This window comes from Streptomyces sp. NPDC021100 (assembly GCF_044333095.1).
Taxonomy (GTDB): Bacteria; Actinomycetota; Actinomycetes; order Streptomycetales; family Streptomycetaceae; genus Streptomyces.
This window is the reverse complement of record NZ_JBIRQH010000014.1, coordinates 127,870-140,089: the sequence shown is the minus strand read 5'-3', so window position 1 is coordinate 140,089 and position 12,220 is coordinate 127,870. Positions and strand designations below refer to the sequence as shown.

Here is a 12,220-nt window from a genome sequence, read left to right as displayed (position 1 = left end):
ACCGGCCGGCGACCGCGATGGCTAGTTCGGGTGAATACTCATCATCTCTTTCGTACTACAACGAAGTCCGACAGCGCGACGAGACGGGCCCGGATCTCTGACGGGATGTCAACTCCGTCCAGCGCCTCGATCGCCGTCGCGTGCTGCCGGCGGGCCTCCTGGGAGGTCCACTCCCGGCCGCCGGCCTCCTCGATCAACGCCGCGCGGCTGGCGAATTCTTCCTCGTCGAAGTCGGCGAGCTGGGAATCCGTCAGCTTGGCGTCCTCGGCCAGGATGGTCGCGAGCCGCTCGGAGGCCGGCCCGCCCGCCGCCAGGGCGGCCACGACCGGCAGCGACTTCTTGCGCTGCCGCAGATCGCTCCAGGTCTGTTTACCGGTGGCCTCCGGGTCGCCCCAGATGCCGAGCAGGTCGTCGACCGCCTGGAAGGCCAGGCCCATGTGGTAGCCGTACGCCTCCAGGACGTCGGCCGTGCGGTCGTCGGCGCCGCCGAGCACCGCGCCGATGGAGGCGGCGCAGGCCAGCAGGGCGCCGGTCTTGTTGCCCTCCATCTCCAGGCACTCCGCCACGGTGACCCGCTCGCGGTGCTCGTAGGAGATGTCCTGGGCCTGGCCGTCGATGAGCTTGCGGGTCGCGGTGGTCAGCCGGCGGGTGGCCCGGCCGGCCTCGGCCGTGCCCAGCTCCAGCAACACCTCGTTCGCGAGCGCGAAGAGAGCGTCGCCGACGAGGATGGCCTGCGCCGGGCCGTGCACCTTCCAGACGGTGTCGCGGTGCCGGCGCTGCTCGTCGCCGTCCATCAGGTCGTCGTGCAGCAGCGAGAAGTTGTGCACGAGCTCCACGGCCACCGCCCCCGGCACGCCCGTCTCCGGGGCGGCGCCGGCGGCCTCGGCCGAGAGCAGGGCCAGGGCGGGGCGGACGGCCTTGCCGCTGTCGGCGTCCGTCGGCCGCCCGTCGACGTCGATCCAGCCGAAGTGGTAGGCGGCCACGGTGTCCATCGGTGCCGCGAGCCGGTTGACGGCGGCACGCAACACCGGCGCGGCGAGCGTCCGTCCGCGCTCCAACAGGGCGCTGACGTCGCCGGTATCGCAGGCTGGGATCGCCGAAGTCACGGTCTCTCCTCTGGTGATCGTGCTCACGCGCGCCCCGTTCGGGGGGCGGGCGCCTGGAGGGCTCGCTGGGTCATACCGCCTCCCGCACGGGGCTGCGATAGGTCCGGCCGAGCCCGGAGAGGGCCGCGTCGGCGGCGCTGAGACCACTGCGCACGGCGCCCTCCATGGTCGCGGGCCAGCCGGTTGCGGTCCACGCGCCGGCCAGGAACAGGCCGGGCGCGTCGGTCCGGGCGCCCGGCCGCAGCCGGCCGACGCCCGGTGTGGGGGCGAACGTCGCTGTCCGCTCCCGGGTCACGAAGAAGTCCCGCACGCCGGCGCCGCGGGCGGCCGGCAGCAGCCGCTCCAGCTCGGGCAGGTAGCGCGCCCGCAGCTCGGCGACCGGGCGCTCGATGTCGTCCTGCGCGGCCGACTGGGAGACCGCCAGGTACTGCCCGGTCGCGCTGCGGTCCGCCAGCCCGGAGGAGTGTGTCCGGTCGAAGACCCACTGCACGGGAGACCCGAGCGCCGTGAAGAACGGCTGCCGCAGGACTTTGCGATCATAAATCACATGCAGGTTGAGGATCGGCGCGGTGCCGATCTCCAGCAGCCGCCCGGCGTCGGGCAGCGCGCCGTCCGGCAGCAGCGCGTGCGTCTCGCGCTGCGGGACGGCGAGCACCACGGCGTCGGCGTCCAGCCGCTCACCGGTGCCGGGACCGCTCTCGGCCTCCACCCGCCAGCCGCCGCCGTCGGCCCGGGTGAGCCCGGTGACGCGGGTGCGCAGCGCGACCCGCACTCCGGCCTTGTCCAGCGCGGCGCGGGCCCGGGTGTCGTGCAGCTCGCCCAGCGGGACGCCCGCCCAGCCGATGTCGGCGGCGCCGGGCTCGGAGAGCAGCCCGGTCTTGAAGACCTTGGCGGCCAGCCCCAGCGACGCCTGGTCGGCGGTGGCGTTCAGCGTGGCGACGCCCACCAGGTCCCACAGCGCCTCGACGGTACGGGCCGACTGCCCGTGGCGGTGCAGCCAGGTGGCGAAGTCGACGTCGTCCAGCGCCGGGTCGGCGGGGTCGAGCCCGCGCAGCGCCAGCGCGGCGCGCCCGACGCTCATCCGCTCGGCGAACGACAGGTGCGGGTACGTGGCCAGGCTGGCGGCCAGGTGCAGCGGGACCGGCAGCGCGGCCCGGCGCAGCCGGCCCAGCCGCGGGCGTCCGGAGCGGTGGCCGACGTCCAGGACGGGGACGTCGAGGCGGTCCTGCACGGTGGCGAGGTGGCCCGCGTCGATCCGGTCGAGGAACCAGCGGTAGGCGGTGCAGCAGCGCAGGAAGACGTGCTGGCCGTTGTCGACGGTCAGCTCCCCGCGCCGGAACGAGAAGGCGAGGCCGCCCAGCCGGGGGCGGCCCTCCAGCAGCGTGACCCGGAGCCCGGCGGCGGCGAGTTCGAGCGCCGCGGTGACCCCGGCGAGCCCGCCGCCGACCACCACGGCGGCCGACCCGTCGGGGCGGCCCGACCGGCCGGCGGGTACGGCGGGTGCGTCCGTCTCCGTCATGCTCCCACCCTTCTGGCTGCTGTCAGGGACGCGTCCGCGCCGTCGGAGGTTGCGCCCGCAAGTGGCCGGCGCGCGTCCGGCCCGCCGCCGCGGGCGGGGCTCATCAAGCGCGCCCCCTGGCGGTCTGCCGGTGGACGCTGCGCGCGTCGTAACCGGACAGCCCGCGGACTGCCACCAGGGCCTTCTCCCGGCCGGGCAGCGAGACCCGGCCGCGCAGCACGGCCTGCGGGGTCTCGGCGATGCGGTCGAGCAGCCGGCGGTAGATGCCGGACATCGCGGCGACGCAGGCACCGCTGCGCCGGTCGAGCATCGGCAGCAGCCGCATGCCCTCGGCGAACAGCGCGCGGGCGCGCCGGACCTCGAAGGCCACCAGGCCGGTGAAGTCGGCGCCCTCCGGCGGGACGGCGGAGCCGAACCCGGCCGAGCAGCCGAACTTGGCGAGGTCGTCGGAGGGGAGGTAGGTACGGCCGTTGGCCGCGTCCTCCCGGACGTCACGCAGGATGTTGGTGAGCTGGAGCGCCAGCCCCAGCGTATTGGCGTACTCGGGGGCGCGTTCGGCATCCCGCGCGCCGGGCACGGTGCCGAACACGCCGAGCGAGAGCCGTCCGATCGACCCCGCGACACAGCGGCAGTACACCGCCAGGTCGTCCCAGGTCTCGTAGGTCTCGCCGCGAACGTCCATCTGAACGCCGTCGATCAGTTCGTCGAGCGCGCCGAGCGGAATGGGAAAGCGCCGCGCGGCGTGCGCCAGGGCGACGGCCACCGGGTCGGTGTCGTCCTCCTCGACGCCGCCGTCCCTTATCCGGTCCAGTACGGCGCGCGTCTCCTCCAGCCGGAGCCGCTTGGACTCGATGTCCAGCGGCCCGTCCCCGATGTCGTCGACCCGCCGGGAGAAGGCGTAGAGCGCCGACATGGCCCGCCGCTTGGCGGTGGGCAGCAGCCTGATCCCATAGCTGAAGTTGCCGGCCTGCTGTCCGGTGACGGCCTCGCAGTAGCTGTACGCGGCGAGTACCGGTGCGGACGCGTGTGGCGTTCCGATCACGGTCCCGCTCACCCCTCTCTTCGCAGTGTCGCCCCCACCTCGCGCAGCAGGCTGAGCTTGGTGGGCTTGGGCGGTCCGGGGAGTACGTCGTGTCCCGCGGCGGCGACCGCCCGGAGCGCGGCCCTCCCCCCGCCCACGAACCCCGCGAGCAACAGCTTCAGCCTGCCGTGGACGCTACCCACCAGGGGGGTCCCTTCATTCAGCAGGCACCGGGCGCGTTCCGCCTCGAACGCGACCAGGGCGCGCACCGACGCGCCCGCACTGGGCCGCGCGAGGTCGGCCTCACTCACCCGGAATCGGTCCATGTCCTCGGCCGGGAGGTAGATCCTGTCACGTGCCAGGTCCTCGGCCACGTCCTGGAGGTGCTCGACGATCTGGAGCGCCGTGCAGACCGCGTCCGAGCGGCGGATCCGCTCGGGGCTGGCCGTGCCGGTGACCCCGAGGACGAGCCGTCCGACGGGGTTCGCCGACAGCTCGCAGTAGGCGACCAGGTCGTCGTAGGTGGCGTAGCGGCGCACCCGCTGGTCCATCCGGTTGGCCTCGATCAGGCCCAGGAAGGGCTCCGGGGTGAGGCCGTGCCGGCGGACCATCGGCCGGATCCGCCGCAGCAGCGGATGGCGCGGGCCCGTGCCGTGGGCGGCGAAGACCCGCCGCAGGTCGGCCTCGAAGGCGTCGAGCATCGCGAGCCGGTCGTCCGCCTGCTCGCGGTCGAGGCCCAGCAGCTCGGCGTCGCGCCCGCCGGGGGCCACGTCGCCGTCGCCGATGTCGTCGACCAGCCGCGCGTACCCGTAGATCGCCATCAGGTCGTCACGCCGGGCGCGCGGCAGGAAGAACGGCGCGACCGGGAAGTTCTCGTGCGCGGCCTTGTCGAGCACGGCACGCGCGTGCGCGTCCGTCCCCGCGGTCATCGCGGGCTGCCCGGACCACAGACGGCGTATGCGCCTCTGATCTGGAGAGGCCCCGCAGCCATCACAGCCATCGCCGTCACATCTCCCGTTCTACACTGCCGACCCAGAACATCCTATTTCGGACACGCCGCAGCGCGGCCTCCTGCCCCGCTCCCCCGTGAGCCGCCCCTGAAACGCCCCCGGTGCCCGGCACCGCCGGGCGCCTCCCTGGCACAGCACGCTACAGCGTACGCCGTACAAGCACGCGGTCTTCGCCGAGGTCCGTGCTTGATCCATACAATGCCACGCCTTGCCGGACCCGTCCCAGTCAATATGCGCGTCCATGTCATTTTCCGACACGGAAACGGAGACGGGCCTCCCGCCGCGCGATCGCGGCGGGAGGCCCGATTCCGCCCTCAGCGGGCGGTCTCCTTCTCATAGGCCCGGACGACCTCGTCCGTGGGCCCGTCCATCAGCAGCTCGCCGCGTTCCAGCCAGAGGACCCGGTCGCACGTGTCCCGGATCGAGCGGTTGTTGTGGCTGACCAGGAAGACCGTGCCGGCCTCCTGGCGCAGCTCGCGCACCCGCGCCTCCGAGCGCTTCTGGAAGGACCGGTCACCGGTGGCCAGCGCCTCGTCGATCATCAGCACGTCGTGCTTCTTCGCCGCGGCGATGGAGAAGCGCAGCCGGGCCGCCATGCCGGACGAGTACGTCCGCATCGGCAGTGTGATGAAGTCGCCCTTCTCGTTGATGCCCGAGAAGTCGACGATGTCCTGGTAGCGCTCGCGGATCTCCTCGTGGGTCATGCCCATCGCGAGACCGCCGAGGATGACGTTCCGCTCGCCGGTGAGGTCGTTCATCATCGCGGCGTTGACGCCCAGCAGGGACGGCTGGCCGTCGGTGTAGACCTTGCCGCGCTCGGTGGGCAGCAGCCCGGCGATGGCCTTCAGCAGCGTGGACTTGCCCGAGCCGTTGGAGCCGATGAGGCCGATGGCCTGGCCGCGGTACGCGGTGAAGCTCACCCCCTTGACGGCGTGCACCTCGCGCACCCCGGCGCCCGGGGAGCGCTTGACGATCCGGTTGAGCGCGGCGGTGGCGCTGCCCCGGCCGGTGTTGCCGCCGTAGACGCGGTAGACGATGTGCACGTCGTCCGCGATCACGGTGGGGATAGGGGCCCCGTCGGGGGCGGTGCTCTGCTCAGCCACGGCCGTACTGCTCCTCAGCCTTCCAGAAGTACACGAAGCCCCCGAGGCCGACGAGGACGGCCCAGCCGACCGCCAGCAGCCACACGTGCGAGGGCAGCGTGATGTGCTTGCTCGCCGCGTGACTGGTGATCAGCGACGACCGCATCAGGTCGATGTAGACCGCGGCCGGGTTGGCGCTCAGCACGTCGACGAGCCAGCCGGGCGCGTGCGCCTTCTTCAGCGCCTCGACCATGTTGTACATCACACCGGACGCGTACAGCCACGTCCGCAGGATGAACGGCAGGAGCTGGGCCAGGTCCGGGGTCTTGCTGCCCAGCCGGGCCAGGACCAGCGACAGGCCGGTGTTGAAGACGAACTGCAGCACCAGCACCGGCACGATCAGCAGCCAGGACAGCGCCGGCATATGACCGAAACCGATCAGGAACACAAAGACCACGCACATCGAGAACAGCAGCTGCTGGAGCTGCTGCAGTGCGAAGGAGATCGGCAGCGCGGCCCGTGGGAAGTGCAGGGCGCGCACCAGCCCCAGGTTGCCCGAGATGGCCCGGACCCCGGAGAGGGCCGAGCTCTGGGTGAAGGTGAAGACGAACACGCCGGTCACCAGGAAGGGGATGTAGGTGCCCATCCCCATGCCCTTGCTCTGCTGCATCAGCAAGCCGAAGATCAGCAGATAGACCATGGCGTTCAGCAGGGGCGTGGCCACGTGCCAGAGCTGCCCCAGCTTGGCCTTGCTGTACTGGGCCGTCATCTTGGCCCGGGAGAAGGCAAGGATGAAGTGCCGCCGGTCCCACAGCTGCCGGGAGTACTCCGGCAGCGACGGGCGGGCGCCGCTGACCGACAGGCCGTACTTCCTGGCCAGCTCGGCGGCCGACAGTCCGGCGTCGGGTGATGGTGCAGCACTCATGGCGACCGCACTGCCGTGCGTTGTCTCGCTCACTGTTGACACTTTCGTCCTCAAGGTGCGCTGCCGGGGACGGGCCCCCGGCAGCGCCCGATGCTCTCAGACAAGAGCTTGTCAGATCACCGGCGGGCGACCCAGCCGGGTCAGGCGCCACACGGTACGCCACTTCATGGGCCGGCGCGGACCGCACGGCGTCGTCCAGCCCTCCTTGAAACCGCCGAACCAGGCGCGGAGCGCCGGCATCGAGGGCTTCCTGGCCAGGGTGAGCAGCATCCACACCCCGAGGTAGACCGGGACGAGGAGGGCCGGCAGGTTGCGGCGGGCCAGCCAGACCCGGTTGCGGGCCACCATGCGGTGGTAGACCGCGTGCCGGCTGGGGGCGGTGGTCGGGTGGTGCAGGACCATGTCCGCCCGGTAGTCGATCATCCAGCCCGCGTCGAGGGCCCGCCAGGCGAGGTCGGTCTCCTCGTGCGCGTAGAAGAACTCGTCCGGCAGGCAGCCCGCGTCGGCGAACACCCGGGTGCGGGCCGCGTTGGCGCCGCCCAGGAAGGTGGTCACCCGGGAGGAGCGCATCGGGTCCGAGGCGCGCAGCCGGGGGACGTGCCGGCGCTGGGTGACACCGGTGTCCGGATCGGCGATCCGGAAGCTGATGATGCCCAGCTTCGGGTCGGCCTCGAACGCGCGGCGGCAGAGCTCCGCCGTGTCCTGGTTGGGCAGCAGGCCGTCGTCGTCCAGGAAGAGGAGGACGTCGACGTCGCGCCCCGCCGGGCCGAACGCCTCGATGCCGACGTTGCGGCCGGCCGGGATGCCCACGTTCTCGGGCAGCTCGACGGTCCGCACCGACAGCCCGGGGACGTGCACCTCGGGCAGCGGCGCGCCGTTGCCCACGATGACGACCTCGATCGGGTCGCCGTCCTGCTTGGCGACCGACTCCAGCAGCGCGCGCAGCTCGGCGGGGCGGTTGCCCATGGTGAGGACGACCGCGCCGACCTTCAGGCCCCGGGCGCTCATCGCAGCCTGCTGGAGGCGAGGATGGACACGAGGTGCAGCAGCGTCTGCAGGACGGCGATGCCGGCGAGGACGGCGGTGCCGAGGCGGGTGAAGAAGAGGTCGCCCCGGGCCTGGTCCAGGATCGCGAGGAGCACGATCAGCAGCGACGCCTCGATGCCAAGGATCAGCCGGTGGAACTGCAGTGCCGCGGCGGCCTTGCGGGCCAGGGCCATGCCGGAGGAACGCGGCTCGGCCGCGGCCTCCTTGACCGGCGGCATGCCGTTCTGATGGCGGGCGACGCCGACGAGGTCGGTCTCCGCCTTGATCAGGACGGCGCCGAGCGCGGCGAGCGTGCCGAGGAAGGCCCACAGCCAGTCGATGCGGCCGCCGCCCCAGAGGTCGGCGGCGCGCAGGCCGAGGCCGAGGAGGACGGCGGCGTCGCACAGGTAGGCGCCGACCCGGTCCAGGTAGACCCCGGACATCGAGTACTGCTTCTTCCAGCGGGCGATCTCGCCGTCGACGCAGTCCAGCAGCAGGTAGAGCTGGACGGCGACGGCGCCGAGCACGGCGCCCGCGATCCCGGGCACCAGCAGGGCCGGGGCCGCGAGAACGCCCGCGACGGTCATCAGGTAGGTGAGCTGGTTGGGCGTCACACGGGTGTTCACCAGGTGGCGGTCCACCCGCAGCGAGATCTCCCGCATGTACAGGCGGCCGGCCCAGTGCTCACCGCTGCGCCGGTCCTTCACCCCCGCGGGGTGGACGACCGGCCGGAGTTCAGCGACTGACGGTTTCTGCATAGTCGGCGTATGCGTCCCTGATCTGGTCGGTGGTGAGGGCGAGGTGTTCCAGGATGGTGTACCGCCCGGGCCGGGTCTGCGGAGCGAACTCCACGGCGCGGACGAACTCGTCCTCGGTGAACCCGATGTCGCCGGGGAGCACGGGCAGGTCGTGCCGGCGCAGGGCCTCGACCATCAGCGCGGACTCCTCGCGGGCACCGCGGAGGTGCATGGCGAAGGCGGCGCCGAGGCCGCACTGCTCGCCGTGCGGGGCGGCGCGCTTGGGGAAGAGCAGGTCGAAGGCGTGGTTGATCTCGTGGCAGGCGCCGGAGGCCGGGCGGCTGTCGCCGGCCACGGACATCGAGATGCCGGTGAGCACCAGGCCCTCGGCGAGCACCTGGAGGAACCCGTCGTCGTCGACGTTGCCGGGGTGGCGCAGCACGGCCTCACCGGCCTGCCGGGCCAGCGCGGCGGCCAGGCCGTCGATGGCCTCGCCGCGCACCCGGTTGGCCAGCTCCCAGTCCGCGACGGCGGAGATGTTGGAGATGGCGTCGCCGATGCCCGAGCGGACGTAGCGGCCGGGGGCCTGGCGGATGACGTCGAGGTCGATGACGACGGCGATGGGGTTGGGCACGCCGTACGAGCCGCGGCCCGCGTCGTTGTCGAGGGTGGCGACCGGCGAGCAGAGACCGTCGTGGGAGAGGTTCGTGGCCACGGCGACCAGCGGCAGGCCGATGCGCGCGGCGGCGAACTTCGCACAGTCGATGATCTTGCCGCCGCCCAGGCCCACGACGGCGTCGTAGTGGCCCGACTTCATGGCGTCGGCCAGCTTGATGGCGTCGTCGAGGGTGCCGCCGCCGACCTCGTACCAGGTGGCGCCGGGCAGCGCCGGGGCGAGCCGCTTGCGCAGCGCCGCCCCGGAGCCGCCGCTGATCGCGACGGCGAGCTTGCCGGAGCTGGAGATCCGCTGGTCCGCGAGGACCATGGCGAGATCGTCCAGGGCCCCGGCCCGGATGTCGACGACGACCGGCGAGGGGATGAGCCTCGTCAGTACTGGCACGCGATCTCCCGGCCCTTGGCGAGGTCGTCGTGGTTGTCGATCTCGACCCACTTGATGTCGCCGATGGGGGCCACGTCGATCTTGAAGCCGCGGTTGACCAGCTCCTGGTAGCCGTCCTCGTAGTAGAGGTCGGGGTCCTTCTCGAAGGTGACCTTGAGGGCGTCGGCGAGCTCGGCGCCGGCCTCGGCCTCGATCAGGGTGACGCCGATGTACTCGCCGGTCGCGGTGGCCGGGTCCATCAGCTTGGTGATGCGCTGGACGCCCTTCTCGGGGCCCACGATGACCTTCATCTCCTCGTCGGCGAGGTTCTTCACCGTGTCGAGGGCGAGGATGATCTTCTGGCCGTTGCCGCGGGCGTCGAGCAGGGTCTTCTCGACGGAGACCGGGTGCACGGTGTCGCCGTTGGCGAGGATCACGCCGCGGCCGAGGACCTCACGGGCGCACCACAGGGAGTAGGCGTTGTTCCACTCCTCGGCCTTGTCGTTGTCGATCAGGGTGAGCTTGAGGCCGTACTTCTCCTCCAGCGCCGCCTGCCGCGCGTACACGGCCTCCTTGCGGTAACCGACGACGATCGCGACCTCGGTCAGACCGACCTCCGCGAAGTTGGCCAGGGTGAGGTCGAGGACGGTGGTCTCGCCGTCGACCGGCACCAGGGCCTTCGGAAGGGTGTCGGTGTAGGGGCGCAGACGGCGTCCGGCGCCGGCTGCCAGCACGAGGCCGATCATGCGGGTTCTCCTGTTTCGTCGTGTACTGCGGGCGCCCCGGAGGACACCCAGAAGCGGATGCTCTCGATGAGCACCGCCAGGGCGATGCCGGCCGCGAGGACCGTCAGCGCGATCGTGAAGCCTTGGCCCTGCCACAGGACGGCGGCGACGGTGACCGCCAGGGCCCGTCCCTCGTGGCCGCCGATCATCCGGACCAGCCAGTGCGGGGGCGCGCCGGTGCCGCCGCGGATGCGGTACACCGTGTCGTAGTGATGGTAGGCGACCGCGGCGACCAGTCCGAACGCCGCGGGAAGCGCTCCGTCGACGTCCGAACGCGCGGCCAGGATCAGGATCGCCAGGTATTCGGCGGCCCGGAGGACGGGCGGGAGCAGCCAGTCGAGGGGACCCTTGAGGGGGCTGGAGACCGCGAGGCCGGTGAGGATCGCGTAGACCGCGGCACCCGCGACACCCAGGGGGCTGCCGAAGGGCTTGACCAGCAGCGGGACCAGCAGCGCGGCGGTGCCGAGGAGGCCCAGCAGCGGGACGGTCACGGCGCCCTTGACGCGGGTGAGCCGGGAGACGGTCTCGGCGATCGGGCCGGAGTCGGTGAGCTCGTACAGCGCCCGGGCGGCGCGGTCGGTGCGGCGGGCCTTGCGGGTCACCGAGCGCAGGACGCGGCCCGCGGTGGTGTAGCAGGCGGCGAAGGCGCAGCCGATCAGGAGCACGATGAAGACGACGCGCGGCGTGGTGAGCGCGGTGAGGACGGCTATCAGCGCCCAGCGCTCGCCGATCGGCAGGATGATCATGCGGCGGGCCCAGACCGTCCAGCCGACGCTGTCCAGCTTCCCGGAGAGCGCCGCGGTCGGGCTGGTGTTCGCCGTGGCGTCGTGGTTGGCCTCGTTGAACGCGAAGTCCACCACGTGCCGGCAGGTCTGGAGGACCATCGCGCCGAGCGCCAGCGCCCACACGTCCTCACCGCCGCGGGCGGCACCCAGCGCCAGGCCCGCGTAGTAGGCGTACTCCTTGGCCCGGTCGAAGGTGGCGTCGAGCCAGGCGCCGAGCGTCGAGTACTGGAGCGAGTAGCGGGCGAGCTGGCCGTCGGTGCAGTCGAGCACGAACGAGAAGAGCAGCAGCAGGCCGGCGGCGACGAACCCGGGGCGGGTGCCGGTCGCCGCGCAGCCCGCCGCGATCAGCGCCGTCAGCAGCGAGGCGGTCGTCACCTGATTAGGGGTGAATCCGCGCCGGGCGCACCAGCGGGCGATGTAACGCGAGTATGGGCTGATGCAGAAGGTGGTGAAGAACCCGTCGCGGGACTTCACGGCGTTCCGCAGCCGCACGGCCTCGTCGTCGGTGGCCGCGACGGCCGCCTCGGCGTGCGCCCGGGCCGGGGCGTCCGGGGGGACGTCGGCGACGAGGACGCCCAGCTCGGGGCGGTGCACGGCGACGCCGTGCGCCTCCAGACCGGCGGCCAGGGCGTCCGGCAGGACGTCGAGCGGAGAGGCCGGCGCGGCCGGGATGCCGGCGTAGGCGCCCACCCGGTGCCGCCCGTCGGCGAGCGCGACGACATCGCCCAGCGCGGCCCGGGCCTCGGGCTGCACCGTGAGGGCGCCGTGCACCGCGGCGGCGGGGAAGCGGGGGTCGGTCAGCGCGAGCCGGAGGCTGTGGAGGTGCCCGACGAAGCGGTGGTCGACGAGGGCGAGCCGGGCGTGGGCCGGGGCGGCCGCCAGGACGGCGGACACCTCGGCGGCGTCGGCCGCCACGCGCACGTCGAAGCCCAGGGACCGCAGGTCGCCCTCCAGGGAGGAGCCGACGGGCGGCAAACCGGTGAGGATGGCGGTCGACAGACGAACTCACTCCTTGGAAGCGTGCCTGGCCGCCTCGGGTCCGCAGGTGTCCGGGCAGCGGTGGTGCCGCGCGGGGGCCCCGGCGTCGGTGGCGAGCGGCACGTCGGCAGAGGCTATCGGATCACTGGAAGCCGCCGTTCACCGCCGGGTGCGGCGGCCCGGGCCTCACGAGGAGGACGTCCGGGG

11 protein-coding genes are annotated in these 12,220 nt (G+C 72.6%); all 11 read right to left on the bottom strand.

Features of this window, described 5'->3' with window-relative positions; genetic code table 11:
* Positions 1-41: 41 nt before the first annotated feature.
* Positions 42-1,106 (bottom strand): polyprenyl synthetase family protein, encoded by a 1,065-nt coding sequence (locus ACH4PU_RS24110; protein ID WP_398275639.1) that lies wholly within the window; start codon positions 1,104-1,106, stop codon positions 42-44.
* Positions 1,107-1,176: 70 nt separating this feature from the next.
* Positions 1,177-2,625: a hydroxysqualene dehydroxylase HpnE gene (gene hpnE / locus ACH4PU_RS24105; RefSeq protein ID WP_398275636.1), complete on the bottom strand. Its 1,449-nt coding sequence runs from the start codon at positions 2,623-2,625 to the stop codon at positions 1,177-1,179.
* Positions 2,626-2,728: 103 nt separating this feature from the next.
* A complete protein-coding gene (hpnD, locus tag ACH4PU_RS24100; protein WP_398275633.1) occupies positions 2,729-3,679 on the bottom strand; it encodes a presqualene diphosphate synthase HpnD in 951 nt (316 codons plus the stop codon).
* Positions 3,676-4,575: a squalene synthase HpnC gene (gene hpnC / locus ACH4PU_RS24095; RefSeq protein WP_398275630.1), complete on the bottom strand. Its 900-nt coding sequence runs from the start codon at positions 4,573-4,575 to the stop codon at positions 3,676-3,678. The genes hpnD and hpnC overlap by 4 nt, the downstream gene beginning before the upstream one ends.
* A 395-nt stretch (positions 4,576-4,970) precedes the next feature.
* A complete protein-coding gene (locus ACH4PU_RS24090; RefSeq protein WP_398275627.1) occupies positions 4,971-5,759 on the bottom strand; it encodes an ABC transporter ATP-binding protein in 789 nt (262 codons plus the stop codon).
* A complete protein-coding gene (locus ACH4PU_RS24085; protein ID WP_398275624.1) occupies positions 5,752-6,696 on the bottom strand; it encodes an ABC transporter permease in 945 nt (314 codons plus the stop codon). The genes ACH4PU_RS24090 and ACH4PU_RS24085 overlap by 8 nt, the downstream gene beginning before the upstream one ends.
* 78 nt (positions 6,697-6,774) lie before the next feature.
* Entirely contained in the window at positions 6,775-7,671 is an 897-nt protein-coding gene (locus ACH4PU_RS24080) for a glycosyltransferase family 2 protein (RefSeq protein ID WP_185943393.1), read from the bottom strand.
* The gene (locus ACH4PU_RS24075) at positions 7,668-8,447 is read right to left on the bottom strand and encodes a CDP-alcohol phosphatidyltransferase family protein (RefSeq protein ID WP_398275620.1); all 780 of its coding nucleotides are present in this window, start codon (positions 8,445-8,447) and stop codon (positions 7,668-7,670) included. The genes ACH4PU_RS24080 and ACH4PU_RS24075 overlap by 4 nt, the downstream gene beginning before the upstream one ends.
* Positions 8,425-9,486, bottom strand: a complete 1,062-nt coding sequence (locus ACH4PU_RS24070) for an iron-containing alcohol dehydrogenase family protein (RefSeq protein WP_398275617.1) — start codon at positions 9,484-9,486, stop codon at positions 8,425-8,427. The genes ACH4PU_RS24075 and ACH4PU_RS24070 overlap by 23 nt, the downstream gene beginning before the upstream one ends.
* Positions 9,474-10,211 (bottom strand): sugar phosphate nucleotidyltransferase, encoded by a 738-nt coding sequence (locus tag ACH4PU_RS24065; RefSeq protein ID WP_398275614.1) that lies wholly within the window; start codon positions 10,209-10,211, stop codon positions 9,474-9,476. Before ACH4PU_RS24065 ends, ACH4PU_RS24070 begins: the two co-directional genes overlap by 13 nt.
* On the bottom strand, positions 10,208-12,034 hold the full coding sequence (locus ACH4PU_RS24060; protein ID WP_398275821.1) for a DUF5941 domain-containing protein: 1,827 nt from the start codon (positions 12,032-12,034) through the stop codon (positions 10,208-10,210). The genes ACH4PU_RS24065 and ACH4PU_RS24060 overlap by 4 nt, the downstream gene beginning before the upstream one ends.
* Positions 12,035-12,220 lie beyond the last annotated feature (186 nt).